The following is a 26097-nucleotide window of genomic DNA, read 5'->3' as shown; positions in this document are numbered from 1 at the left end:
CAAAGGTAGAGGCACTATTGCGGCCATATTTAGAAAATGTTCAAAACAAGTGCTCAACGCCTTACGGCATCAAAGGTAGAGGCACGTTACTTCTGAGTGGCCAGCTAACGCGACATGGGTGTGCTCAACGCCTTACGGCATCAAAGGTAGAGGCACGCATCAGGTTTTCACGCAGATTTTCAGGGAGATGTGCTCAACGCCTTACGGCATCAAAGGTAGAGGCACTAAGCTTGGTCAGGTACGAAATACTCTCCAGCCGTGCTCAACGCCTTACGGCATCAAAGGTAGAGGCACACGTTAAACTGCTCTTTTTTTGTCCTGAACACGAGTGCTCAACGCCTTACGGCATCAAAGGTAGAGGCACTTAATGGCCTGACCCCCTGATCCAAAAACTCAAAGTGCTCAACGCCTTACGGCATCAAAGGTAGAGGCACGTGGGAGCTAAATAGAGGACTGAGGGACGGGCAGGTGCTCAACGCCTTACGGCATCAAAGGTAGAGGCACCTTTCAGTCTAGGTTCTGTTGGATCTGCCAGAGCTAAAGTGCTCAACGCCTTACGGCATCAAAGGTAGAGGCACAGCAAACATTCCTCCGTTGTTTTGTTTAGCCGACCGTGCTCAACGCCTTACGGCATCAAAGGTAGAGGCACGTTTTCCGTACATTTCAGAGAAGCTGAACTCTTGGTGCTCAACGCCTTACGGCATCAAAGGTAGAGGCACGCAGTCGGTTGTACTCAAAGAATTGGCAGATCGCGTGCTCAACGCCTTACGGCATCAAAGGTAGAGGCACGGCAAGAAGAATATGCAGTAGTTCGTGCACTACTAGTGCTCAACGCCTTACGGCATCAAAGGTAGAGGCACTGCATAATTGGCACATTGATTGTTTGGCAGAAGTGCTCAACGCCTTACGGCATCAAAGGTAGAGGCACATTTCATTAGGAGTTTATGCGTATGCAAGAGTTGTGCTCAACGCCTTACGGCATCAAAGGTAGAGGCACCTGTGCGGCCGTTTGCCGCACAACCAAATTTTTAGTGCTCAACGCCTTACGGCATCAAAGGTAGAGGCACCCGCCCAAGAAGGCCAAGAAGGCAAGGCCAAGCCGCCGTGCTCAACGCCTTACGGCATCAAAGGTAGAGGCACGCAGAAGGCAGTCGTGGGGGCGTCATCCTTGGCCGTGTGCTCAACGCCTTACGGCATCAAAGGTAGAGGCACAGGGCATTTTGCCCTTTGGGGTTGCTTTCTGTAACCCGTGCTCAACGCCTTACGGCATCAAAGGTAGAGGCACATTGACCGCATATCTGTTCGATCAGGATCACCTAGAGTGCTCAACGCCTTACGGCATCAAAGGTAGAGGCACGCTTCTGCCCATCGGCAGAAGAATTCTACACGTAGTGCTCAACGCCTTACGGCATCAAAGGTAGAGGCACTTCAGCGTCTAAAATAGCTAACACGCTTGAAAAGTGCTCAACGCCTTACGGCATCAAAGGTAGAGGCACACGGCGTTGCGGGCGCATAATCTGAAGCGCCTATTGGTGCTCAACGCCTTACGGCATCAAAGGTAGAGGCACGGAGTATAAATGCGGTGTTGATTTTTGACTCGATGTGCTCAACGCCTTACGGCATCAAAGGTAGAGGCACGATGCAGGAGTTAATTACCACACAATTTTTCGTGTGGTGCTCAACGCCTTACGGCATCAAAGGTAGAGGCACCCAAAAGGCATTGCAGAACATAATTGACCAATGACGTGCTCAACGCCTTACGGCATCAAAGGTAGAGGCACATCCAAACAGTATTTTTAATCAACACCCCCGTGTTGTGCTCAACGCCTTACGGCATCAAAGGTAGAGGCACGAATAACTTGACTTTAATTCTGGAGAAGATTAACTATGGTGCTCAACGCCTTACGGCATCAAAGGTAGAGGCACTTCTAATTGACGTCCAATTTGTTCTAACCGTTTTTGTGCTCAACGCCTTACGGCATCAAAGGTAGAGGCACAACTCTGCACCTAGACTAAAAGTCTAGTTAAACGTGCTCAACGCCTTACGGCATCAAAGGTAGAGGCACGAATAACTTGACTTTAATTCTGGAGAAGATTAACTATGGTGCTCAACGCCTTACGGCATCAAAGGTAGAGGCACTTCTAATTGACGTCCAATTTGTTCTAACCGTTTTTGTGCTCAACGCCTTACGGCATCAAAGGTAGAGGCACAACTCTGCACCTAGACTAAAAGTCTAGTTAAACGTGCTCAACGCCTTACGGCATCAAAGGTAGAGGCACGAGTGACTCTAATTTAGAAACACTAGAGTTAAGAGGTGCTCAACGCCTTACGGCATCAAAGGTAGAGGCACAGAACGATAACTCGTTCATACTTAAACTCCGTAAACTAGTGCTCAACGCCTTACGGCATCAAAGGTAGAGGCACTCTCTTGCAACTTTCACTAGTTCTGGATTACGTATGTGCTCAACGCCTTACGGCATCAAAGGTAGAGGCACTTTCTGATAAATTTCACATAATGCAGGATCTCGAGTGCTCAACGCCTTACGGCATCAAAGGTAGAGGCACGGATACAGAATATGAAACATTGCAGCAGCTAATTGTGCTCAACGCCTTACGGCATCAAAGGTAGAGGCACGAGGGGGAGACCCGCCAAAGTCTGCGCCAAAACGTGCTCAACGCCTTACGGCATCAAAGGTAGAGGCACATAGCGACCGCCGCGACTACTTGGGAGGCTAGCCGTGCTCAACGCCTTACGGCATCAAAGGTAGAGGCACTGAAAGCATCACGAAACTCAGTCCCAGAAGGGTTTAGTGCTCAACGCCTTACGGCATCAAAGGTAGAGGCACAGCAATCATGTCTGGATCAGCACTTTCTGAAGCTTCTGGTGCTCAACGCCTTACGGCATCAAAGGTAGAGGCACTCTAAGTCAATACCCTGGTCATTAAATTGAGGTTCGTGCTCAACGCCTTACGGCATCAAAGGTAGAGGCACGCGCAAGTTTTGATAGCAAAAAATGAGCGCCTAAAGTGCTCAACGCCTTACGGCATCAAAGGTAGAGGCACTGGGTAAATAAACGGTAGGATTTTCGTAAAGAAAAGGGTGCTCAACGCCTTACGGCATCAAAGGTAGAGGCACCCCCAGACTGCCCAAGAAGGCCGCCCCAGACTGCCGTGCTCAACGCCTTACGGCATCAAAGGTAGAGGCACGTGGGGGCAAAGGAGTCGTGGGGGCAAAGGAGTGTGCTCAACGCCTTACGGCATCAAAGGTAGAGGCACGCTTCAAATCCATTGGATAAGAACTTTCTGTTTGTGCTCAACGCCTTACGGCATCAAAGGTAGAGGCACGATTGACGCCCTGACCCTCTTGACGGCCTGATTGAGTGCTCAACGCCTTACGGCATCAAAGGTAGAGGCACTTAAGAGTCTTTGGTAAATCAATTGGTATAATGCTGGTGCTCAACGCCTTACGGCATCAAAGGTAGAGGCACTTCTCTTTAATTACTTGTGGCTCCGCCACTTTGCGTGCTCAACGCCTTACGGCATCAAAGGTAGAGGCACATCTACTGAATAAGGTTGTCGCACACGTTGCAGTGCTCAACGCCTTACGGCATCAAAGGTAGAGGCACGAACTAATTGGCAAATCACGTTGAGTCGCGCTAGTAAGTGCTCAACGCCTTACGGCATCAAAGGTAGAGGCACTGCCCTGAAGGCCGCTGAAGGCCACTGCCCTGAAGGCGTGCTCAACGCCTTACGGCATCAAAGGTAGAGGCACCATTTACCCCAAGAGGCTTAATGCGGTAATAAAGGTGCTCAACGCCTTACGGCATCAAAGGTAGAGGCACATCGGGCAAACCAAATGTTTTGCCCGTAGGCGGGTTCGTGCTCAACGCCTTACGGCATCAAAGGTAGAGGCACATAGAGACTAAATAAGGAACGACCACGACGCCCCAGTGCTCAACGCCTTACGGCATCAAAGGTAGAGGCACTCTTTGGGCGCTCTTTGGCCGTTCCTTAATTGTGGTGTGCTCAACGCCTTACGGCATCAAAGGTAGAGGCACGATCCTGCTTGCAGCCACTTTAATAAAGCTGTGCGTGCTCAACGCCTTACGGCATCAAAGGTAGAGGCACCAGATTTGAGAGGATAATGCTTGTCCTTCTTAAGGTGCTCAACGCCTTACGGCATCAAAGGTAGAGGCACGGGTGAATTCCTGTGGAATAAAAAGGTGTGTTATAAAGTGCTCAACGCCTTACGGCATCAAAGGTAGAGGCACCTGAATATCCGCAAACCAAAGATGGGTGCGTGCTGTGCTCAACGCCTTACGGCATCAAAGGTAGAGGCACAGCGGCGCCCTAGAAATGCCTCTAGGACTAGCTTAGCACAGTCACTTTTCAAGCACCTCAGGCACTTCGTTTTTTTGTGACTGTAAAATTTTTAGCCTCGGTCAGTATTCAGTTGTCGATCCCGCTCTGGGGAATAGGTTCAGAGATTTTCAAGCACCTCTAAATCTAACAAAAACTCTCAAACCTAGTCAAGGGGCTGTATTTGAATATCAGTGCGTTCGGAGAATATTTGAGTCCAGAGGTGCTTGCATGCTAAAAGATTTTGAAGTTCTGCTCCGACATTGGCCATGTCCCCGCTCGGTTGCAAGCGCATACCCGCTCAACGCATTGGCTGCACAATCCTACGATTAGGAGACTGTCTTCCTTGGTGAGGATTTTTTCCAGTTGCCAGCGCAGCTTTTCCCGCTCCCGTGGCGTGAGACGACAGCGAAAAATCGAGAACTGTAATCGTTCACCATAGCCCTCTAACTGCTTATAAGCCTGTCGCCAGCGCTTGGGGTCGCGGATGTCGTAGCAGATGAGGTACCAATTTTTGGATTCACCCATAGGTCAACGCAAAATGAGTTTGCCAAATAGACCTGCTTCCCCACACCATTCCTTTTCAAGCAAACGCACTTCCAGCTCCAAGAGTCGCCGATAAGTGAGCGAGTAGTTGGTTACTGGGTGCTTCCACGTTTCACCTTTGCGGGCTTCATAGAGTTCAATGAACTTGCGGCGCCCATAGTCACTCAGCCATACGTGATCTCGGCGTACCTCAAAGCATTGGTCAAGGTTCCACTGCATACGGTTAATCGAACCAATAACGACCATATCCACAAGGGGGACGCGGAAAATTTCCATCAAGTCCAACGCAAGGGGTGGTGCTTGGGTACGCGGCTGATGATAGAAGCCAAAGGCGGGTTCAAGACCAACCGTAAGAATGGCATTCATTACGTCTTTGAGCAGCATGCCATAGCCAAAACTGAGCAGCGCATTAAAACGATCTTTCGGGGGGCGGCGATTGCGACCGTTGAAGCGCAGCTCCTTCGGAACGTGATCCCCTAGAAGATAGGGCAATCCCGAAAAATACAGGGCAGCGAGATTGCCTTCAATGCCGCGTAGAGCCTCTCGGGAATTGGCGTGGGAGATGCTGCTAATGAGCCGATCCATTTGCGTAGTGGTCTCTTGCAATGCAGGCAGAGCATCTTGGCGATTCCGCTGTCCTCGGAGTAACAGGCGACGCTGACTTTGTCCGCGACAATTCACCAGTAACTGGGCAAGACGTAAACATTGGTCTGGGTTCGTCAGGGCTTGATATTGACGAATACGCCGTTGAATACTGCCCTTGCGGTTGTCAATGCTGCCGATATAGCGCCCACCACTGCTGATGAAGTGAACACCGACATCCTCATAGGCACAGAGATGAATGGCTGGGGTGGTAATTTGGGCAAATTTGTGGATAACAACTTGACCCACCTGCTGAATGGGCAGCTTTTGCTCAGGTTCATCGTCAATGGCAATCCGTAGCTGCTCGCCAGCTCGCCTGATTACCGATTTGCCAGCCGTGACATGGATAATCTCACGCTCGTCATCTCGCGGAAATAACCGCAGGGGTAAATGCTCAGGATCTCGGGCGAGGCGGGCTTCTTCAGGCAGGCAAACAGGTGCCAAGGAGCAGTTGAGACAGAGTTTTTCATTGCTACAGACAGGGGGACGTTCTAGGGAAGCACGCAGTTGACGCGCTTGCTCGATTGTGTCCCGCACCAGTTGGCGGCCTGCCTCATCTACAGGAACCCGTACAGTGATGTTATCGCGGTGATAGTGAATGCGGCCTTCGGGGACAGTGACGCCGAGAACGGTTTCTAGTAAACAGGCATAGGCCAGAATTTGTACCCTGTCGCTGTGCCAAGCTTGGGGCTGCTGCTGGCGATCGCGATAAGAACGGCCAATTTTGTGCTCGTAGGGAATCAAATGCCCCTCCAAGGTACGCAGTGCATCAACCCGCCCTCGTAAGCCAAGGGCTACACTTTCCAGATTAAATTCCTGCCAGTCTTCCCGTTCTAGTTTTTGTAGCTCAGCGTGGAGCCGCCGCCCCGCAAAGACGGATTCATTTTGGGTATAAAGCTCCTCAACTTCTTCGAGATAAAATAGCCGCCGACAGTAGGCAAAAGCACGCAGAGAGCTAACGCGCAGTGTTTCCGTTTCAGCGCAGGCAACGGTCTGTTCCATGATTGATATCTCCAGTGAGAAGATTCCACTGGTTTATCCATTGGCCTTAGGGAGAAAATGCAAGGCAAAAGTCAGGAAGAATTTCCTCTCCTGAAAGCGTTGTTGGCAGAGACACGCTCTCTGGTGTTTGCTGGGGGCGATAAATTTCTGCCATTTGTTGCTGGGGGACAATCAACCAGCCAAGGCGGCAACCATTGTCCATGTATTCCTGCATTTTTGCCCTTAAATGGGACAAGTCATCACTAGCAGATGCGAGTTCAATCACAAAATCGGGGCAAAGAGGCACAAAGCCTTGACGTTCCTCTGGGGTTAGGCGCTGCCAATGTTCCTTGGTAATCCATGCAACATCGGGTGAGCGAATGGCGCCATTGGGCAGGCGAAATCCCGTTGAGGAGTCAAAGACCTCACCTAGTTGAGTTTGGCGATTCCAAAGACTAATGTCAGCCGTGAGGGCGGCATTGTAGCGACCCGTTTCGCCGCCTGTAGGGGGCATAACAACCAATTCTCCCGCAGCAGTTAATTCAAACCGTAGATTAGGATTGGCTTTGATAATCTCTGCGAATTGCTCTTCAGTGAACTGAAGGGTTTTGGGTAGATACACGGGGGGAGCATGGTGCATAGCTATTGCTCCTCAAAGATCTAACGGTTTTTCCACCATTCAAAACTACGTTTCCATTCTCGCGATCGCGGGGGTAATTCTTGGAATGATGCTGCCACGTGGTTAAAGACCTGCTCCACCACGAGTAAGGGCACCCGATCTTCGGCTTCAAAGAGAATAGCCAGCCGCTGCCCCCCTTGGAGATGCATCAAATATAACTCTTGGTGAATCGGTCGGGGGGTTGGATAATAAAACAGTTCACCACGGACTCGCCGTCCCAAAATTCGCCGCTCAATGCGTGCGGGGGCTGCTGAGAGAGGACCCCCCACTTGGGTAAACCGTAGCCAACTGCGCAACTCCTGATCGGAAAGTCCCCCCAGTACCTCGCTTGTTTTGGGTAGGCTAATCAGGCTCACCATTAACTCGTGCTCCCCCGGTACGGCATTGGCGGGATAGACCACAGCAACGCCATTTTCACCAAAAGAAGTGGGTGGCGAAAATTGTAGGGGTGTTTCAAAGGATAAGCCTAGGAGTTGATAGCGTTGGGGGATAGGGGCAGCAGCCTGAATCGTCACTTCACTCGCCCGACCTATGAGCAGGGGAAAAGCGCCCAAAAGGGTCAGACTACAACCAAGGGTCAGCAGTAAACGCATAACGGCCTCACACTAGGGGGATGACTGGTATTGTTGACGATAGGCTATGTATAGACCTTCTAGGAAGTCCTCGGCACTGAGGGCAGGCCAGTTGGCGGGATAGGTGGGCAGCAACAGGGGTTCTAATTGCTGGCGCAGCTCTTGAGCCGCTTGATAACGACCGACAGGACTCAGGCGATCGCGATTGTTGAGGTAATTGCGTACTAGGAGATAGTGTTCGGGAGTCATCTGTTCCCAATGGGCGAGCGATCGCAACTCCTGCACCCAAGCCGCCTGTGGTTGCTGACCGGTTGTAGCTTTAGGTGCCAACCGTGTCGCCTGTTCATCTTGAATCACAAGGGTACCCGCCACCCTATCTCCCAAACGTTTTTCTGATCGAGATAACGCCACTAGGAATGCCCCTATACCAAAAAAAGCAAAATCAATGGGTTGCAGCAGACTGCGCAAGGTCGCTTCCCGCAGACCAATGGGGCGGCCATTATCTTGAACAACGCGAATTTCTGCATAGCGCTTGCCGGGGGTTTGTCCCTGCCAGTAGGTTTCAAAGAAGATGTAATAGCCGTTGTAGAAGGCAAACATCACCAATAGGTAAATGCCCAAACTCCAAGCCTCAATACTTTGGCCACTAGCGGGTAGCACCTCAATCAGCCACGGGTAAAGGGCATAGAAGTAGATGTACCCTGCCGCCAGCGAAAAAAGCACAAGTGCCGTGTAGAGAATCACCTGATCAATCAGCCAAGCCAAAACGCGGCTGCCAATTCCTGCTAGGGCAAAGTCCAACTCGATGCTTTCCGGTGTGCGTAGTGTGACCCGCCGCAACCAGCGCAGGGGATTCACTGCTTCAGGGCGGACTTGAAACGCTGCTCCTTCATTGCGGACTCGCAGATCCCAATACAGAACTGCCTTGATCCCTTGCCAGAGGGGCAGGAGCAAAACCCCTACAAAGAGGCCAGCAACGGGAAGAATCACCACGCTGTTGATAATACTGCCAAGGAGATTGGCGGGAATCGTTGCAAGGGAAGCAACAAAAAATACCGTTAGGGTATGCCATGCCTGTCCCTGCGTCAGTTGCCAACTGCGCCGAACGGATTTGAGGGGCGTACAGTCGGGTTCAAGGGCTAAGACCACATCAACAAGGGAGAGCCGCGCCATAAAGTAGCTAATCACCAACAGCGCAAGGAGCACTAGCAACAGGATACTGAGCAGAAAAGTTAAAAAGAAGAGACTTCTTGCGGGTTCCGTTTGGATATTCTGCTCGAGGAATTGCACTAAGGGGGATGCCACCAAATAAATTAAGTAGCCGATCGCCCCCAAGACCCCATACACCAAGAGCAAAATGACACCGACCATCAGAGTGGCCAGCAAATAATTCAGCATCTTGGGAAAAATAAAGCTGCGGGCTGCCGATTCTGATTCCTCAAGGGCCGTCAGGACAGCGTAAATACGGCGAGAAAGCAGCGCACCACTGGCCATTAGCCGTGTCCAACCAAAGAGATAAAAGGGCAAAGCCACGAGGACACTAATGCCTGTGAGCCAGAGAAAGGGGGCAACATTATCCATCGCCCCAGCAAGAATCCCCCCAACAATCAGTGCTACGGCCACGATCAGCACGGCGGCAATGGTGAGCAGAAAAAACCACGCATGGGCAAAAAGGCTCAAAAGAAAGTAGCGATTGCCCTGATGACGGTACAGCTGCAAAGCAATCGTGACTACATTGCCGCTAGAGAGAGAATGGGGAAGCCGTCCTCGCCGCCAAAAAGGCCACATTCGCGATACCCAACCAATTGGAGATCGAAATGATCCTAGCGTTTGCGCCCATTGGTTCCTGCGCCACCTTTGTAAAATTTGTTAACATTAGAACAATTTAATCCTTCGTTCATCACTGTTTTCGTTCTGTTTTCGATGGCTGAGGTGCGGGCATTGACCCCTCTGGCCAGCTTAGGTATTGATTGCGTTTTGGCCAGTTCAAGGAGCACGTATGGCACTGTACGCAGAACTACATCGGCATTTGGGTGGCTCAGTTGTACCGCGTATTCTTTGGCGGTATTTTCAGCGGAACGATCTCGCCCTTGCAGATCGCTTTCCTGACTATGAGGAATTTGAAACCTTTTATACTCGCCCCCGCCAATCCCTTGAAGAATACCTCGAACTCCACACCCTAGTGGAGAGTGTGCAAACGCCGCAAACTTTGCCCTATTTCATCTTTCGCTTGATTCGCGGCGCCTATATTTTTGAAAACTTGGCCTATCTAGAGCTGCGCTATACCCCCTATCTGCGCACGGATCCGCAGCGATCCCAGAGCGATCGCATTGAGCAGATGGCCGACATTGTTAAAACGGTGGGTCTGGCTTGCCAAGTACCAGAATACCCGATTGTCACGAGCCAAATTCTCTGTATGCACACGCGGCTACCCTATGCGGTGAACCGTGCCATTGTTGATCTGGCGGCGAGTTTTCCGCAGTTTGTCTGTGGCATTGACTTGGCCGGGGGCGATAGCGTCTATGGCGATCGCATGGCGGAATTTATTGAACTCTATGCCTATGCCCGCGATCGCGGTCTTAAAACCACTGGCCACCTCTACGAAACGGTGAATGGCTGCTATCCCGAATTGCTACCCTACCTGCAACGCATTGGTCATGGCATTCAAATTCCCCTGCGCTATCCAGAGCTGCTCAAGGAAGTGGCAGCAGCCGGTCAATGCCTCGAAGTGTGCCCCACCACCTATTTTCAAACGGGTACCCTTGAGAGCTACGCGCAATTACGCCTCGTCTTTGAACGCTGTTTTGAAGCGGGGGTGGACGTGGCCATCTGTACTGACAACGCGGGTCTGCACAACGTGCGGCTGCCCTTTGAGTACGAAAACTTGCTCACCCACGACATCCTCAACTTCAAGGAGTTACAAGCCTGTCAGGAAGCTGCTTTTCGCCATGCCTTTGCTTGGCCCCATGCGCAACCGCCGACCCTACTGTTGAGTAACCTGCTTCAGGGCAATTCCCCCCAAAATGCACTGGCAGGCTGCGCAATCCAGTAAGATAGACCTATGAGCAAGATTGAACGCATTACCGGTCGTGGCCTTCCTCTGCGGGGCAACGATATCGATACGGATCGCATTATTCCCGCACGGTTTCTCCGCTGTGTCACTTTTGATGGCCTTGGGGAACACGTTTTTGCTGACGATCGCCAGTCGGGGCAACACCCTTTTGACCTGCCTCAGTACCAAGGGGCACGGATTCTGGTGGTGAATGCCAATTTTGGCTGTGGCTCTAGTCGCGAACACGCCCCCCAAGCGATCGCCCGTTGGGGAATTCAAGCAATTGTCGGCGAAAGCTTTGCCGAGATCTTTGCCGGGAACTGCTTGGCAATGGGGGTTCCCTGTCTGACGGCAGCTCCAGAACAGGTACAAGCACTGCAAACTCTCTTAGAAGATCAGCCCACTACGGAACTGACCCTAGACTTACAGGCGCTGACCTTGACAGCAGGCGATCAAGTGATTCCCTTAACCATGGCGGAAAGTACGCGGCAAATGCTCCTTTCGGGTCAATGGGATGCCTGTGGTCAACTGTTGGCCAATCAGGACAAAATTCACGACGTTGCAGCGCGGCTGCCCTATGTGCGGTGGGCAGTTAGTTAACCCGTCGCAGTAGCCAAAGCCAAGCCCCAAAGAGCCAACGCCAGCCTTGCCAGCGGCGCGATCGCCCCAATGCAATCACCTCTGGTAGATCAAACAGCTGGTACACTGCCTCTGCCCGTTGCCACTGCCGTCGCCGCAAAAATCGCCACGTTCCCGCCAAGATAAACTGGTGAAAAAAGTCACACTGGCACTGCCGCAGTTCCGCTGGTGAGAGAATCGATAAATTCGCAGCGGCGGCAAAAATATTCCCTAGGGTAGCCAAGGTCTGGGCTTGAAACATCCCCATTGTCAGGGCTTGATCGTGGATCGTGTAGGCAGCAGTGGCGCGGGGAACCGTGTAAACCCCCTTCTGGGCAAAGAAGCGTAGCCATTGGTAGAGGTCTGTGGCTTCGCCGTAGGCGGGATCAAAATAGCCCACCTCCTCGAGGAGCGATCGCCGCCAGATCAAGGCGGGAAATCGCACAAACGAGGAATGACGCAGCAATTGCCTAAGGGCTTGAGCTGGGGAGAGCCATGTTTGCTGCCGGGGTATCTGCCGTCGCAAACAGCGTTGATGCGAATCCACCAAATGCACGCCAAAGAGAAAGACTTCAAACTGGCTACCATATTGGATGAGGGTTTCCAGAATCCTCGTGATCCCTTGGGGCAATAGGTAATCATCATCGTGCAACAGCAGGATAAACTCCCCAGCGGCCTGCGCTAAACTGGCATTCCAATTGGCCACCATTCCTAAGCGCTGGGCATTGTGCTGGTAGTGCCAGCGGCCTGACCATCCAGCCAGCAAATCCTCCACTGCTGTGGGGGTGGCAGAATCATCGATAATAATGACTTCCACCGGATCGTGGCTCTCAGGGGGCAAGGCTGCGACAACTGAGCGAACCGCTTGTGCCAATCCTTGGGGACGGTTATAGGCCGGAATGCAAATGCTCAATAGGGGTGCTTGTGCCATTGTTGGGAACCTGCACAGGGTGCTGCATAATCCATCGGGGTGGTGCGTTAAGTGAAGGGACTGTAGGGCACTGTTTTCGGAGCGATTGCTATGACCTCTGCCACCGTCGATCGCCAACGTTTGCAAGCGGCTTTGGCTTCCCTCAACCTTAGTTTAGAGGCAGAACTCACTCAATATCGCTGCCATCGCATGGTACAAGCCCATTCCCCCTTTGCAGCGCCGCCGGTTCCCGAGTCTGCAACTTCCCCAGAACCGAGTGTCACCCCTGCTGCCGCAGAAACAGCTTCCCAAACCGTTCCTCCCGTTGTCAATTCTTTGACCCCCACCCCTGAGACAGCAGCAGCCACCGATGAACGCACCAATGAGGTGGCTCCCGATCCCTTTTTCGAGTTTGATCCCACAGATTTAGCAGAACTCTTGCCCCCCTCCTATGCCAGCGATCCCCCTGCCCCGCAAACGCCAACCCGAACAAAGCGCCCCTTTGCCTCTACCCGCGAGCTGCTCAAGCAGGCCCGAAAAAACCAACAGCGGCCTTGGTTCCAACGGCGTGAAAGCAATAGTCAACATCTGGTGCAACGCTGGTTAATTGTGGTTGGCATTCTGGCCGGCTTTAGTGGCGCAGCCCTCTGGTGGTTCAACCGCCGACCTGCCCCCGTTGCCACTGAATCACCTGCAACGCCAACAGCAGCATCACCCACGCCCCCCGTCGGCCCTGATATGACTGCGCGGGAATTTCCCGATGTCAATCGCAGCACCCTTGCCCAATTGGAACCTGCGGCGAGTCCATCAACCAGTGCCTCACCCACCCCTACGGCCAGCCCAACCCCGGCTGAACCTGAACATACGACGCAGCTTTTTGTGGAAAAAATGCCCAATGGTCGCTACTATGTGCTGGCTCCCTACAAGGAACCTGCGGACTTAGAAAAAGTCCAAGCTGTGGTGCCTGATGCCTTTTTGGTGGGCAACGGCGACCAAACCAAGATTCAACTGGGGATGTTTGTCGATGAGGCCTCGGCTCAAGCGATGGTCAATCAGTTACGCGATCGCCTCTAGGGGATGAGCCAGCGATCGCTGGCATTGCCGTATTGCTCCTGCCACTGCGACCAAGTGAGATTTTCCCCCTCTAGGCGAAAGGGATAGGCCGCTTCACTCCACCAGTGGTTATCCTGCAATTTCAGCGTTTGCAAGAAGGGTTCCCCCTTGAGGGTGGTCAGGAGTTGCTCTTGGCGGCTACCAATCCAATTCCCCTCTAGGTACCAATCTTGAGAGGTCATCGTGACTTCCTCACCCGTTTCGGGTAGGGTGATGGTTCGAGGCGAAGGATCGCGGACGCCAATTTGTGCCCCTTGGTTTTCCCAAATCCAGTTGTGGCGCAGGGTAACATGGGCAACCGCCCAGCCAAAAATGCCGGGGGTTTGTAGATAGTTCGGGGCAATGCTGTAGTTATAGGCAATTAAGGAATCTTCAATGGTCACTGGACCTGTGCTCGCCTCGAGGAAAAGACCGACAACGGCATTGCCGAGAAATTGCGATCGCCGAATCTCAACGTTTTGATTATCAGTATCAAGCCACAGACCGGCCGCTTGATTCTCAATCGCGCGGTAGCGATCGAAGACGGCGCGGCGCAAATGAAAGTACTTATCCCCCGCATCCCAATCGTAAAAGCCTGCCCATGCCCCCCGCCAATTATTCCCTTGAACGAGCACCTGCTGCACTGTGAAGTCCCGCAAATGAACCCCCGCCATGCCCCGCCAGCCATTTTGCAGAAACTGTGTTCGTTCCACCCGCAGGCGATCGCTCTGATGACTTTCGAGGCCGCCCCAATTATTGCCCCAAAAAGTACAGTCTTTAACCTCAATGTCATGGCTGCGTTCAATGCGCACCGCTTGGCTAAATGTGCCGCCATAGTGCTCAAAGCGTAGGCCCACCAAACTGATAAAACCACTGTCTAAGATGCGTAAGGCCTCACGGTGAACGGCTACTTCCAATTCACTGGGTGAGATGCCCACAGACAGAGCCACATACAGTTGTTGCTCCGTATCATCCACGTAGAAATCATCCCCCTGCAATTCCCTAAATGAAAGTCGCTGCCGCAGGGGAGTATCCCGCCACCACACCAGTTCGCCCCGCTGCGCTACGAGGGGTAACTCAATGCCATAGTTTGTCCACGGGTTACCCGAAAAGCCCCAAGCCAGTGTCCAAGGGTGACGGTAAATGGTGAACCTAGGGGTGCTGGAGACTTCTTGCCAATCTGACCATTGTTGACTGCCCCGCACAATCACGCGTTCGCCCGCCTGAGCCACCAGTCGCAGGGGCATCTGCCGATGATGAATCGTTCCCAATGCCTCCCGATAAATGCCGCCATGAATGTAAATGTCGGTGGGGCGATCGTGCGCCTGTGCCCACGCCAAAGCAGCAGCAATCGTACGGAAAGGGGTTACGGCATCACTGGCTTGGGGATCGGCTGGATTGACTTCTAGGGTGAGGGGTGAGGCTGGAATGGCCGCAATTCTTGGTTGCCCCATCAAGCACAAAACAATCACAAGTAGAATGAGCAGCGCGTGTGGCCACTTCATCGCCGCAGTGGACGGGCTAAATAGGGCACCCAGAGGGCGATCGCAGCCACAAAGATCAAGAGCAAGCCAAGGGGCATCTCAATGGATTGCCAAAACAAAAATCGCAGCGACACCGCTTTTGCATTCTGTACCGAAAAGAGGGCGATCGCCCCGCTGCTGATCATCCAGAGTAAAAAGAGCAAAAAGCGGCGCATTTACTTCCCTTCCGCTTGGCGAATCATCTCCTCCGTCTTATGGTAGCGGTTATAGACAGAAAACCCCGTAAACATGCCCTTAAGAAAGTCATTCAGTTGCTCGCGGGTACTGGCACTGGCCGTACTCAAAGGTGCCGGCAAAAAGCGATCGCCAAAACCAACAAAGACCAAACCAACCACCAGCACAGGCAAAATCAAGTCTTTGACACGCATAGGGCAAACCTCCACAGGATGATGGCGGAATCAAGAGGACGCGCTAACAGGGAGAACAGATAACTAATAGTTTCTAATGTGCCGCAGGATTGTAAATAATTTTCAGCCTATGCAAAAGAGGGCGATCGCGGTTACAAAGCGTCTATAGCAAGAATTGTCAACAAAAATGTCAATAAACATAAACCGTGAAAATACCCATGAAATCTCTGGGAAGGTTGTTGCTACTATAGTAGGCAAGCCATCCAGACCCTAACGCGCCCTATGGTCAACACATCGTCATCTTCTTCTCGGAAAGCACTTACCGTGCGCGGCAGAGCCGCTAGCCCCACAGAACGAGCCATTGTTGCCTCCGGTTACGCCAGTATCGATCAGGTGCGGGAAGCCATGAACACCGCCCGCAAAACGGGCAAGTCCCTCGTAACCGTGTTGCAGGAGATTACGGGCACCACCATGCCCCCCGATGTGTTACGCCAGTACCACAAGCAACAGCTTTTTGAACTCAAAGTGATCTACGGGGTTGATTGCCTCGATCCCGAACTCAATCGTTTCCCCACCGAGCAAATCGAGGAACTGATCAACACGATTGTACCGATTGACACCTGCCGCACCTACCAAGTCATCCCCATTGCCAAGCACCTCGACGCTGATCCCCCCTATCTGCTCGTGGCGATGGTGGATCCAGATAACCTCCAAGCCATTGACAACCTCACCCGCTTACTCCGCGCCCACAACCTCACCCTCAAGCGAATGGTGATCACCCTAGAGGATTACCAACGCCTCATTGACCCGATTCTCAATAAACAGGTAGCTGAAACCACCGCTAGCAAAAGCGCCCCGGCTGCGATCGGTGACATCAACATCGAAGAAGACATCGAAGCCATGGGCGGCCTCGAAGAGCTGGAAGGGGAGCAGGAGGTTGACCTTGCTGAGGCGCTGAAAGGTGCAGAAGATGCTCCGATTATTGCCCTTGTCAACAAAATTTTGGCCAAAGCCCTCACCGAAGGCGTTTCCGACATTCACATCGAACCTCAAGAGGAATACCTGCGGATTCGTTTCCGCAAAGATGGGGTGCTTCACCAAGCCTTTGATCCACTGCCGAAGAAAATCGTGCCAGCCGTCGTTTCCCGCTTCAAAATCTTGGCTGACCTTGATATTGCTGAGCGGCGTGCCCCCCAAGATGGTCGTATCCGCAAAATGTTCCAAGGGCGACGGGTGGACTTCCGAGTGAATACCCTCCCCAGCCGCTGGGGCGAAAAAGTCGTACTGCGGATTCTCGATAACTCCGCCACCCAACTCGGTCTCGACAAGCTGATTACTGACCCTGAGAGCCTTGCTATTGTGCGGGAGATGACCAAGCGCCCCTTTGGCCTCATCCTCGTTACAGGTCCCACTGGTTCAGGGAAAACCACCACGCTTTACTCTGCGCTGGCTGAATGTAATAGTCCCGGTGTCAACATCAGTACAGCGGAAGACCCGATTGAATACACGCTCCCCGGCCTAACGCAGGTACAGGTTATTCGCGAAAAAGGCATGGACTTTGCCTCAATTTTGCGAGCCTTTCTCCGCCAAGACCCCGATGTAATTCTGGTGGGCGAAACCCGTGACAAAGAAACCGCAAAAACCGCCATTGAAGCGGCTTTGACGGGGCACTTGGTCTTGACAACCCTGCACACTAACGATGCCCCCAGTGCAATTGCCCGCCTCTCGGAAATGGGCATTGAACCCTTTATGGTTTCCGCCTCCCTCATTGGGGTTGTTGCCCAACGGCTGATGCGGCGGGTATGCAGTGAGTGTCGGATTCCCTATACACCCACCCGTGAGGAACTGGCGCGCTTTGGCTTGTCTGCCTCCAAGGATGTCAACCTCACCCTCTACAAAGCCAATAAACTGACACCCGAGCAAATTCAAGCGGCTAAGGCAACTGGCCAACCCATTTGCAGTAAATGTGGTGGTTTGGGCTACAAAGGACGGGTCGGCGTCTACGAAATTATGCGGATCACCGAGCGACTGCAACGGCTGATTACCGAAGGTGCCCCCACCGAGCAAATCAAGGAGGCGGCCGTCGAAGAGGGCATGAAAACCCTGCTTGCCTATAGCTTGGGGTTAGTCAAGGAAGGACTCACCACCCTCGAAGAAGTGGAGCGCGTCACCTTTACGGACACTGGACTAGAGGCAGAACTCAAGGCCAAACGTAAGAGTTCTTTAACCTGCCGTACCTGCGGTGCCGAGGCGCAGCCCGAATGGTTAGAATGCCCCTATTGCATGACACCCCGCTTTGTGGATTAACAAGATTATTAATGTCAGTGATGAACTTTCGTGTTGTTGACCAAACTGCTTAGACGAGGAACACCCTATGGAGCTAATGATTGAAGACCTAATGGAGCAAGTGGTGGCCAATGGTGGCTCCGATTTGCATATCTCCGCTGGCTTACCCCCCTACATTCGCATTAGCGGCAAATTAACCCCGACCGACTACGAACCCCTCACCCCAGAGCAATGCCAGCGCCTGATTTTCAGCATGCTCAACAATACCCAACGCAAGCACCTAGAGCAAAACTGGGAGTTGGACTGCTCCTATGGTGTACGTGGCCTCGCCCGGTTCCGCGTCAATGTGTATAAAGACCGGGGAACCTATGCTGCTTGCTTGCGAGCACTCAGTTCCAAAATTCCCACGTTTGAGCAGTTGGGATTGCCCAATGTTGTCCGCGAAATGAGTGAGCGGCCACGGGGCTTGATTCTGGTGACTGGGCCGACAGGATCAGGGAAAACCACAACCTTGGCGGCGATGATTGACTTGATCAACAAAACCCGCGCTGAGCATATCCTGACGATTGAAGACCCCATTGAGTTTGTCTATGAACCCATCAAGAGCCTGATCCACCAACGGCAGGTGGGGGAAGATACCAAGAGCTTTGCCAATGCTCTGCGGGCAGCGCTGCGGGAAGACCCCGATATTATCCTTGTGGGTGAGATGCGGGACTTGGAAACAATTCAGCTTGCCATCTCAGCGGCAGAAACCGGTCACTTGGTCTTTGGTACCTTGCACACCAGTTCAGCTGCCCAAACCGTTGACCGTATGGTGGATGTGTTCCCGCCAGAGCAGCAGCAGCAAATTCGCGTCCAGTTGTCCAACTCGTTAGTGGCGGTCTTTAGCCAAACGCTGGTTCCTAAGAAAAATCCCAAGCCCGGTGAATTTGGGCGGATTATGGCACAAGAGATCATGGTGGTGACCCCTGCTATCTCCAACCTGATTCGCGAAGGCAAAACCTCGCAGATTTATTCGGCAATTCAAACGGGCGGCAAGCTGGGGATGCAGACCCTTGAAAAAGTCTTGGCCGATTATTATCGTGCGGGCATCATCACCTATGAAGCAGCAATGGCCAAGTCCTCGCGTCAGGACGAGTTGCAACGTCTGATTGGTACGGGTACACCTGCGGCAGCAGCACGCTAGTTAGCAATTATTGATAAAAAGAAGGGGTATTGAGTCATGGCAACCTATGAAGTGCGGATCCGGGATGCCCAAGGCAAATACAAGACCGTCCGCGAGCGAGCTTCGACACCAAGGGAAGCACGCATGGCTTTGCAATTGCAAGGGGTACAGGTTCTAGAGGTCAAGGAGGCCAAAAAACTCACCCTCAAGTCAGACCTCGACCTCACTTTCCTCTCCAAAATTACGGTGAAAGATCGAGCGATCTTTGCGCGGCAGTTTGCGGCACTGGTGAATGCAGGTGTGGCCTTGGTGCGTGGGATTGGTGTTTTGGCAGATCAATGCACCAACCCGAAATTAAAAAAAATCCTCATGGCCGTCAACAATGACATTCAACAGGGGAGCAGCCTTGCTGATGCCATGCGTCCCCATCCTGAGGCCTTTGATAACCTGTTTGTGGCTATGATCCAAGCGGGGGAAACGGGGGGGGTGCTCGATGAGGTGCTCAACCGTCTCTCGAAGTTACTGGAGGATCAAGCCCGCCTCAATAACCAAATCAAGTCCGCCCTGACCTATCCCGTGGTGGTGGGCCTGCTGGCGGTGGGCATCTTCTTGGGGATGGTGATTTTCCTGATCCCTGTGTTTGAGGGTATTTTCAAACAGTTGGGGGGGGAATTGCCGCCCTTTACCGCCATGATGGTGGCGCTTAGTGAATTCCTGCGCACGCCGCAGTATATGGCATTGTTGATTATCTGTGTGGTGGGCTTGGTATTGGGGATTCGCTTTTATTACAAGACTCCGGCTGGCCGGCTGATGATTGATGGCTTGCTGTTGAAGCTACCCCTCTTTGGTGATTTGGTGGAAAAAACAGCGGTGGCACGGTTCTGCCGCACATTTGGTTCGCTGTCCCGTTCAGGGGTACCGATTTTGCGTTCCCTTGAAATTGTCAGTGCCACAGCGGGGAACCAAGTGATCTCCAATGCCATTGACCGAGCGGCACAGGAAGTGCAGAAGGGAGGAATGCTCAGCCTTGCCCTGCAACAGGAACGGGTCTTTCCAGTGCTGGCGACCCAGATGATTAACGTGGGCGAAGAGACAGGGGAACTGGATAAGATGCTGATGAAGGTGGCCGACTTCTATGAAGATGAAGTGGAACAGGCGGTGAAGTCCCTAACAAGTGTGATGGAACCCTTGATGATTGCGGTGCTAGGGGGTATGGTAGGGTCAATTCTGGTGGCGATGTACCTGCCCATGTTCAAGATCTTCGATCTGGTCAAGTAAGCCTTGCCATGGCACATCTGTCCCCGTCGCGAACCCACTACGACATTCTCGAGGTGGCACCCACGGCCTCGTTGGCGGAGATTCGCCGTGCCTATCGAGAAAAGAGTAAGCTCTACCATCCTGATACGACGACGTTGCCGGTGGCGATCGCTCGCGAGGAGTTTCATCGCCTCAATGAGGCCTATGCAGTGCTGACCAATCCAGAGCAGCGGCAGTGGTATGACTTGCAATTACGCCTGCGGGCACAGTCAAAACAGTCAGGCACGATGGGGATAGGTGCCTCTTCTCGCTCTCAGGGGTCTGTTCGCTCTACTGCCGTGCCACCCGACGATCGCCCCCTCTCGCCGGGGGAGCTATTTGCTCTGTTTATCTTGGGGGTCACGTTTGTCGGCTGTCTGGTTCTGGCGGTAATTGTCGGTTTGTCCCAACAGGGGCAAGAATGGATCTTGCAAATTGTCAGTCGCATCTCAGAACTTGGATGAACACTCTGCCTAATCCCCAAACCCCCCTCTACAACCATGCCCTGCCGCAAATTGAAGCATGGCTACAGCAAAAGGGCTGTGTGCGGGACGAAACGGATATCCACTGTTGGGAGTTAGAGTATCCCCAGTGGTCAGCTCGGATTTGCTTGGATATTGAGGAGCTACAGGTGGTCTATCACGATCGCCTTGAGGGCAGTGTGATTCAGCGCTCTTTTAAGTACTCCTGCCCCCGTGCCGAGGTGGAGGAAGCCATTTTTGCGGGGCCTTAAATGCCCACGGCCATCATAATCGGCATTGCAGGGGCTGCTTCTTGGGTGGCTTGATTCTTGATCCGCTTCAGGCCAAAAATCCAGAGGATTTGATCTTCGATGGCTGCTGCTTGCTCTTTTGCCCCTGCTTTCAACAGGAGTTGATGGGTCATCATCAGCTTCTCAATTTCAGCCACTTGGGTGCAGACTTCTTCCTCATCTAAATAAAGGCTCTCGAGCACCGCATTCAAGTCTGCTTCGGGATCAGCAACTAAGCAAGCCCCTTCCACCACCACGGATTTGAGCTGCCCTTGGTATTGCCGCAACAGACGGCGAATTGTGTAGGCAGTAACGGGCAATAATTTTGTCATGTTGTGTTCCCCCAATTACTTATGTCAGCATCTATTAATTTCCCGCTGTCCACTTCCACCCATGGGCAAATTTTGTGGGGGATCAACAGGGGATATAGCTGCTCGTTAAGGATTGATTTACTGTACGTTATTATTCTATGAACTTCGCAACTTGGGGATCATGCGTAATTCCACGTAAAAGCGCTTTTAGATGTGATTTAGATCACGGAAACCATGACGTTATCGGCACTTGGGAATATTGTAAATTTACGTTAAGAAATTATAAGTATTAAGAAATATAAATCTACCAAAATTCGCCGCAGTGCTCCGTCTATACCGCAAAGCAGTTAGGTAGTGGTGAGGCGGCGGGCGACCGGAGGGAGCAGTCACTCAATCTCAGATTGTTGCTGGATATATTGAGCTAGCACCGAAAATCGGGCGCGACTAATATAGCTATTTCGAAAGGGAGTGAGATATTTTCAAGAGGGATAGGCTATACTCAAAGCGTCATGAATGTTACTCAAGAATATGAGCTATAGCTTGGACTGACGAGAGCGGGTTGTCTCCTATATCAAGCAAGGTGGCAAAATCAGTGAAGCAACTCAAATCTTTCAGGTGAGCCGCGCCACTATCCATCGCTGGCTGAAGCGAGAGGACTTAGCGCCCACGGTTGTCCCCCGTCGTCCTTGGAAGCTGGATTGGGCGGCCTTAGCAGCGGATGTTGCTACCCATTCCGATGATCGTTTAATCGACCGTGCCCAGCGATTTGGCGTCCAAGTTTCCACCATTAGTTATGCCCTCGCCCAGATGAGCATCACCCGCAAAAAAAACAGATGCGTTACCAAGAAGGGTGTGAGGCAGAGCGACAAGCGTATTGACACATGGGTAGAGAGCCATGGGGAGGAAACGGTGGTGTCTATCGATGAGAGGGGGTTTGACTCTCGAGTGGAGTGTGAGTATGGGTGGTCAGCGCGAGGCCAACGAATTGATGGAGAGCGAGCGGGGAAGCGTCAGAAAAGAGAGAGTTGAGTCGCAGGACGGTATAGATACCAGAAAGACACCGATTCATCCAAAAGGGGCGATTCAGGCAGTGGTGAAAGCGGCGGGTCACGAGGTGTTATTTTTACCGAAATACTCTCCTGATTTGAATGTGATTGAGCACGACTTTAGTGCGCTGAAGCGAGCGCGGATGTATGCAGGGTCAAACAGTTCGATTGATGAGGTGATTCGCAAGTATTGTGCTGGATGATATCTCATTCCTTATTGGAATAGCTATACAACTTCAGTTGAATTTCATCAAAACCACCATTCAGTGACCTTCATAAACGCTCAGAACGCCGACTGTCCGAGTGGGGATACTGCAACAGACGAATGCCAGAGCAGCAGAAAGCGTGAAGCCAACGGTAGAAGCACTCGGAGACTGGGGATTTTGCTGATTCCACGCGGCGGGCAGCCGTCTACGAGCAGAGTTAGAGACCCTATTAGGTGAGGGATTTGCAGGGGTACTCGTCTCGGATGACTTCAGCGTGTATAACGGTGATGAGGTGAAAGGGCAACAGAAATGTCTGGCGCATCTGAGGCGAACTTCAAAAAGGTGGGCAAGCTCAAACAGGGGCATCGAATGGGCATTCGGCTTTATGGGTGAAGTGCAAGCAGCGATTGAGTAGTGGCTGCCGCAAGTTGGGCATGAGGCGGGTTTATTGTTGCGCTCTCTACTCCTGCTGTCGCAACCACGTCCACCAGCGATTCAGGGGGGCATAGAGCAAGGGTGCCCAAAGACTACTCATAATGGCTGAACTAAGCGCGACTTGCCGATGGTGCTGCCAAATCTCCTCGAGGGGAAAGCCACTACCAAGGCTCATTTGGATTGCGATGACCGTTTGCTGAAGAATGGCCATTGCAAAGGTAATCAAAGCAACCGAAATAAAATCCTCAGAAACAAAGCGCTGCTTTTGCATCAGGGCGGTCAGCCCCCCCACCAAAGCTAAGCTGACTGCGTGGCTAGGATGAGCACTGACTAAACCATCTTGAATCCAACCGAGGGCAATACCCGCCAGTACCCCTTGTCCCCACGATCGCTTGACACTCCACACCACCACCCAGATTAAAAACCAGTCGGGCACCAATAGATGCAGGTTGGGTAAGTGAATAAAGCTCAGCAGGGCACAGAGTCCCACAGAGCTAATAATAATCAACCAGTTGAGGCTAGTTCGGCGTAAACGTGTCTGTCGGTTCAGCATAGGGAATGACGGTGACCCACTCAAGGCGATCAATCGGTGCGCCCAGAATAACAGTGGCATGGGGGCGGGTGGGATCGCTCAGTTCTACCGATTGCACCTCACCAATGGGAATGCCCGCTGGATAGAGACTACTCAAGGCTGAGGTATAGAGGACATCCTTGGGCTGTACCTTCGGGTCTTTCTCTAAAAACTCGACAATCACCTGCTGGTTGAGTTGTCCCCGCAGAATCCCCATCTGCCGCGTCCGACCCACCACAACCCCCACTCGACTGGCGGGATCCGTGAGCAACATCACCCGACTGGTATTGGGGGTAATGCTGGTAATGCGCCCGACAAGGCCACCGTTGCCCACCACGACTGAACCGATGGTGAGACCCTGACGACTGCCTTCCCCCAAGAGGAGCGATCGCCACCACTGATCGGAACTGCGACCAATCACCGGCACAACGCGGCCATTGAAATTGGCCAGCATCGGTGCATTCAGCATTCGCCGCAACCGTTGGTTTTCTGCTTGGACGGCGGCCAGTTGCTGCTCCAGTTGCCATGTGCGGGCTTGAATCAAGGCTTGCTGATCGTCCACTGCGCCTTGAAAGGGCAAACTAAGAAGGCGGTACAGTTCACGAATTGCTGCCCCATTGGTCTCACGCAAAATCCAAGCACTTGTGAGTACCAAAGCAACAAGGACTAAGCCACCGGCATATCGTCCCCACCAGCGCAGCAGAAAAGCCATAGCTGCTGATCCTTAACCCATCACTGCCGGTTGTGTGGAAAAGACACGAGCAAGGTCTTTGAAGTTTTCCAGTACCCGACCGGTACCCATGACCACACACCGCAGGGGATCCGCTGCTACATGAACGACAATGCCCGTTTCATGGCTAATCAGAGTATCGAGACCCCGTAGCAGAGCACCGCCGCCAGCCAGCATAATCCCGCGATCCACAATGTCTGCGGCTAGTTCTGGGGGCGTCCGCTCAAGGGTACGCTTGATGGCTTCAATAATTGCCGAGAGGGGCTCGGCCATGCTTTCGCGAATTTCTTCTGCTTTGACCGTAACTGTGCGTGGTAGGCCAGAGAGTTGGTGCAGTCCGCGCACTTCCATGGCTTCGGAGTCATAGCTGTCATTGGGGTAGGCAGAGCCAATGCGAATCTTGATCTCCTCAGCCGTGCGTTCACCAATAATCAGGTTGTGTACTTTTTTCAAATACTGGACGATCGCCTCAGAAATTTCATCGCCAGCAACGCGGACGGATTCACTCAAAACGGTGCCCTGCAAACTGAGAACCGCCACTTCAGTCGTGCCACCACCAATGTCCACAATCATGTTGCCCGTCGGTTCTTCCACGGGTAAACCCGCACCAAAGGCGGCGGCGACGGGTTCATCAATCAAATACACTTCCCGCGCCCCAGCACCCCGCGCAGCATCCTCAATGGCACGGCGTTCGACACCGGTCACGCCACTAGGAATCCCAATCACCACACGGGGGGCAAACAAATTCTTACCGCCGTGCACTTGGCGCATAAAGTGCTTCAGCATGAGTTCCGCACGCTCAAAATCGGCAATGACGCCATCCCGCAGGGGACGTACGGCCACCACATTGCCCGGTGTCCGTCCCAGCATTCGCTTTGCTTCAACGCCAACGGCAAGGGGTTGTTTGGTATTTTGGTCAATAGCAACAACAGAGGGTTCCTCTAAAACCACCCCCCGCCCAGACACATAAACCAGGGTGTTGGCTGTGCCCAAGTCAATGCCGATGTCTCGTGATAGCCGACTAAATACTCCCACGATGGTGTACCCCTTCTTTGAATCCTGTTGGTTGTAACAGTGCTGTTACCAAAAAACGTGATGGCAAGATTGTATTACGTTTTGTTTGGAAAATCTCGGTGGGTTCTCCCTCGGTCGAGATTGTTTGATAAAGGGATAACTCCTCATTATCTTGGCTCATGATTTCTTGACTCATGACCCACCGCAGGCTATTGATTGACAGCATCCTCTTCATCAGGGTCACTCAAGGCCATGCCATTGGCTTCGCGCCGCAGGGTTTGCCGCTGCTGCTGCGTGACTTCGATACCGACGGCGATCGCTTCCTTGAGCCGTTCTAAGGTGGCTTGCCAGCGTTCTTGGGTGGTTTCTGAGAGGCGATCGCGATGTTGCTCAAAACTCGCAGTAATGTCTTCGAGCAGTTCGGGCAGGGCATCAGCGGATTTGCGCAGGAGTTGTCGGGTTTCCTTGCCAGAGCGGGGAGCCATCAACAGCCCCACGACTGTCCCGATCGCGCTCCCTAGGAGCAGTCCCCCCCAAAAAGCACCACCGCCACCCTGTTGCTGACTCATCGCTTTCTCCTTTGCAGGCGGATACCATGTCGCCCTATCCAGCTTATCAAGGTTAAAAACAGACGAACATTGCGCTGTTGCCGCCGCCATTTGGGCAATTGCGATCGCAAGCCTGCTACCCCCCGCTGGCCAATGATAATCACCTCAGGGGCACCGCCTAAGACCCCGTGGGTACTCCGCTCCGCATCTAGGAGCGCACGGGACACCCCCCGCAGAATCTGGCGCAGCTTGACCAACTGCCATGCCAACCACAGGGCAATTAGCGCAATCAGGCAATTGCAGCCAATCACAATCCAGACCATTCGTGGCATAGGGGGCATCGAAGTTTACGATTGTTGGTTTATCTTTTCATAGATTGCCATAGTGGAGGGCGAT

The 26097-nt window shown here is 52.7% G+C and carries 23 protein-coding genes, 2 pseudogenes and 1 CRISPR repeat array (1 of these 26 cut by a window edge); of the genes and pseudogenes, 10 read left to right on the top strand and 15 right to left on the bottom strand.

Annotated features, from left to right (window positions below; all coding sequences use genetic code 11):
• A CRISPR array of direct repeats spans positions 1-4341; the repeat unit is 36 nt; unit sequence GTGCTCAACGCCTTACGGCATCAAAGGTAGAGGCAC; it reaches 301 nt to the left of the window's first position.
• 252 nt (positions 4342-4593) lie between these two features.
• The 5 genes from cas2 to RHJ02_RS04940 are packed head-to-tail and all read right to left on the bottom strand — an operon-like array spanning position 4594 to position 9567.
• The gene (cas2, locus tag RHJ02_RS04960; protein ID WP_149817829.1) at positions 4594-4887 is read right to left on the bottom strand and encodes a CRISPR-associated endonuclease Cas2; all 294 of its coding nucleotides are present in this window, start codon (positions 4885-4887) and stop codon (positions 4594-4596) included.
• 3 nt (positions 4888-4890) lie between these two features.
• Entirely contained in the window at positions 4891-6549 is a 1659-nt protein-coding gene (locus RHJ02_RS04955; RefSeq protein ID WP_310800522.1) for a type I-MYXAN CRISPR-associated endonuclease Cas4/Cas1, read from the bottom strand.
• A gap of 46 nt (positions 6550-6595) precedes the next feature.
• Entirely contained in the window at positions 6596-7168 is a 573-nt protein-coding gene (locus RHJ02_RS04950; RefSeq protein WP_149817833.1) for a Uma2 family endonuclease, read from the bottom strand.
• A 20-nt stretch (positions 7169-7188) separates the two neighbouring features.
• Positions 7189-7800 carry a hypothetical protein gene (locus RHJ02_RS04945; protein WP_206201326.1) on the bottom strand — a complete coding sequence of 204 codons (612 nt, stop codon included), beginning with the start codon at positions 7798-7800 and terminating at the stop codon, positions 7189-7191.
• 12 nt (positions 7801-7812) lie between these two features.
• Positions 7813-9567 (bottom strand): RDD family protein, encoded by a 1755-nt coding sequence (locus RHJ02_RS04940; RefSeq protein ID WP_225901659.1) that lies wholly within the window; start codon positions 9565-9567, stop codon positions 7813-7815.
• A 211-nt stretch (positions 9568-9778) separates the two neighbouring features.
• Between RHJ02_RS04940 and RHJ02_RS04935 the strand changes: the two genes are divergently transcribed.
• On the top strand, positions 9779-10831 hold the full coding sequence (locus RHJ02_RS04935) for an adenosine deaminase (protein ID WP_310800521.1): 1053 nt from the start codon (positions 9779-9781) through the stop codon (positions 10829-10831).
• Positions 10832-10840: 9 nt separating this feature from the next.
• Positions 10841-11431 carry a 3-isopropylmalate dehydratase small subunit gene (gene leuD / locus RHJ02_RS04930; RefSeq protein ID WP_206201324.1) on the top strand — a complete coding sequence of 197 codons (591 nt, stop codon included), beginning with the start codon at positions 10841-10843 and terminating at the stop codon, positions 11429-11431.
• Here the strand turns inward: leuD and RHJ02_RS04925 are convergent.
• A complete protein-coding gene (locus RHJ02_RS04925; protein ID WP_206201323.1) occupies positions 11424-12380 on the bottom strand; it encodes a glycosyltransferase family 2 protein in 957 nt (318 codons plus the stop codon). The genes leuD and RHJ02_RS04925 overlap by 8 nt on opposite strands.
• A 90-nt stretch (positions 12381-12470) precedes the next feature.
• On the opposite strand from RHJ02_RS04925, the gene RHJ02_RS04920 reads away from it, so the two are divergent.
• A complete protein-coding gene (locus RHJ02_RS04920; RefSeq protein WP_310800520.1) occupies positions 12471-13433 on the top strand; it encodes a hypothetical protein in 963 nt (320 codons plus the stop codon).
• Here the strand turns inward: RHJ02_RS04920 and RHJ02_RS04915 are convergent.
• From RHJ02_RS04915 to RHJ02_RS04905, 3 genes are read right to left on the bottom strand one after another with little or no spacing between them, the layout of a single operon-like run.
• Entirely contained in the window at positions 13430-14905 is a 1476-nt protein-coding gene (locus tag RHJ02_RS04915; protein WP_310822156.1) for a right-handed parallel beta-helix repeat-containing protein, read from the bottom strand. The genes RHJ02_RS04920 and RHJ02_RS04915 overlap by 4 nt on opposite strands.
• A gap of 47 nt (positions 14906-14952) precedes the next feature.
• Positions 14953-15150 carry a lipopolysaccharide assembly protein LapA domain-containing protein gene (locus RHJ02_RS04910; RefSeq protein WP_206201320.1) on the bottom strand — a complete coding sequence of 66 codons (198 nt, stop codon included), beginning with the start codon at positions 15148-15150 and terminating at the stop codon, positions 14953-14955.
• Positions 15151-15363, bottom strand: coding sequence for a hypothetical protein (locus tag RHJ02_RS04905; protein ID WP_206201319.1), 213 nt, complete (start codon positions 15361-15363; stop codon positions 15151-15153).
• A gap of 261 nt (positions 15364-15624) precedes the next feature.
• Here RHJ02_RS04905 and RHJ02_RS04900 point away from each other — a divergent pair, with 261 nt between their 5' ends.
• The 5 genes from RHJ02_RS04900 (at position 15625) to RHJ02_RS04880 (ending at position 20822) form a co-directional block, all read left to right on the top strand.
• Positions 15625-17649, top strand: coding sequence for a GspE/PulE family protein (locus RHJ02_RS04900; RefSeq protein ID WP_206201318.1), 2025 nt, complete (start codon positions 15625-15627; stop codon positions 17647-17649).
• Between the two features lie 67 nt (positions 17650-17716).
• A complete protein-coding gene (locus RHJ02_RS04895) occupies positions 17717-18814 on the top strand; it encodes a type IV pilus twitching motility protein PilT (RefSeq protein WP_206201317.1) in 1098 nt (365 codons plus the stop codon).
• Positions 18815-18850: 36 nt separating this feature from the next.
• The gene (locus RHJ02_RS04890; RefSeq protein ID WP_206201316.1) at positions 18851-20071 is read left to right on the top strand and encodes a type II secretion system F family protein; all 1221 of its coding nucleotides are present in this window, start codon (positions 18851-18853) and stop codon (positions 20069-20071) included.
• A gap of 8 nt (positions 20072-20079) precedes the next feature.
• Complete coding sequence (locus RHJ02_RS04885) at positions 20080-20553, top strand: J domain-containing protein (protein WP_206201315.1); 474 nt, start codon at positions 20080-20082, stop codon at positions 20551-20553.
• Positions 20550-20822 carry a DUF3143 domain-containing protein gene (locus RHJ02_RS04880; protein ID WP_149817855.1) on the top strand — a complete coding sequence of 91 codons (273 nt, stop codon included), beginning with the start codon at positions 20550-20552 and terminating at the stop codon, positions 20820-20822. Before RHJ02_RS04885 ends, RHJ02_RS04880 begins: the two co-directional genes overlap by 4 nt.
• Here the strand turns inward: RHJ02_RS04880 and RHJ02_RS04875 are convergent.
• On the bottom strand, positions 20819-21172 hold the full coding sequence (locus tag RHJ02_RS04875) for a hypothetical protein (RefSeq protein WP_206201314.1): 354 nt from the start codon (positions 21170-21172) through the stop codon (positions 20819-20821). The two genes, RHJ02_RS04880 and RHJ02_RS04875, sit on opposite strands and share 4 nt — an antisense overlap.
• Before the next feature lie 549 nt (positions 21173-21721).
• On the opposite strand from RHJ02_RS04875, the pseudogene RHJ02_RS04870 reads away from it, so the two are divergent.
• Together RHJ02_RS04870 and RHJ02_RS13130 are read left to right on the top strand one after the other, a co-directional pair.
• Positions 21722-22400, top strand: a pseudogene (locus tag RHJ02_RS04870) (IS630 transposase-related protein).
• A 247-nt stretch (positions 22401-22647) separates the two neighbouring features.
• Positions 22648-22818: pseudogene (locus RHJ02_RS13130) on the top strand (hypothetical protein); the annotation flags it as partial.
• 45 nt (positions 22819-22863) lie between these two features.
• Here the strand turns inward: RHJ02_RS13130 and mreD are convergent.
• The 5 genes from mreD to RHJ02_RS04845 form a co-directional block, all read right to left on the bottom strand.
• Positions 22864-23391 (bottom strand): rod shape-determining protein MreD, encoded by a 528-nt coding sequence (gene mreD, locus RHJ02_RS04865; RefSeq protein WP_206201313.1) that lies wholly within the window; start codon positions 23389-23391, stop codon positions 22864-22866.
• Positions 23357-24121 carry a rod shape-determining protein MreC gene (gene mreC / locus RHJ02_RS04860; protein ID WP_310800518.1) on the bottom strand — a complete coding sequence of 255 codons (765 nt, stop codon included), beginning with the start codon at positions 24119-24121 and terminating at the stop codon, positions 23357-23359. Before mreC ends, mreD begins: the two co-directional genes overlap by 35 nt.
• Positions 24122-24133: 12 nt before the next feature.
• Positions 24134-25174: a rod shape-determining protein gene (locus RHJ02_RS04855; RefSeq protein WP_206201311.1), complete on the bottom strand. Its 1041-nt coding sequence runs from the start codon at positions 25172-25174 to the stop codon at positions 24134-24136.
• Between the two features lie 188 nt (positions 25175-25362).
• Positions 25363-25722 carry a YtxH domain-containing protein gene (locus tag RHJ02_RS04850; protein WP_206201310.1) on the bottom strand — a complete coding sequence of 120 codons (360 nt, stop codon included), beginning with the start codon at positions 25720-25722 and terminating at the stop codon, positions 25363-25365.
• On the bottom strand, positions 25719-26033 hold the full coding sequence (locus tag RHJ02_RS04845) for a hypothetical protein (RefSeq protein WP_206201309.1): 315 nt from the start codon (positions 26031-26033) through the stop codon (positions 25719-25721). The genes RHJ02_RS04850 and RHJ02_RS04845 overlap by 4 nt, the downstream gene beginning before the upstream one ends.
• Positions 26034-26097: the final 64 nt, after the last annotated feature.

The sequence above is a fragment of the Thermosynechococcus sp. TG215 genome (assembly GCF_031583455.1).
Taxonomy (GTDB): domain Bacteria; phylum Cyanobacteriota; class Cyanobacteriia; order Thermosynechococcales; family Thermosynechococcaceae; genus Thermosynechococcus.
This window is presented reverse-complemented; position numbering and strand designations above follow the sequence as displayed.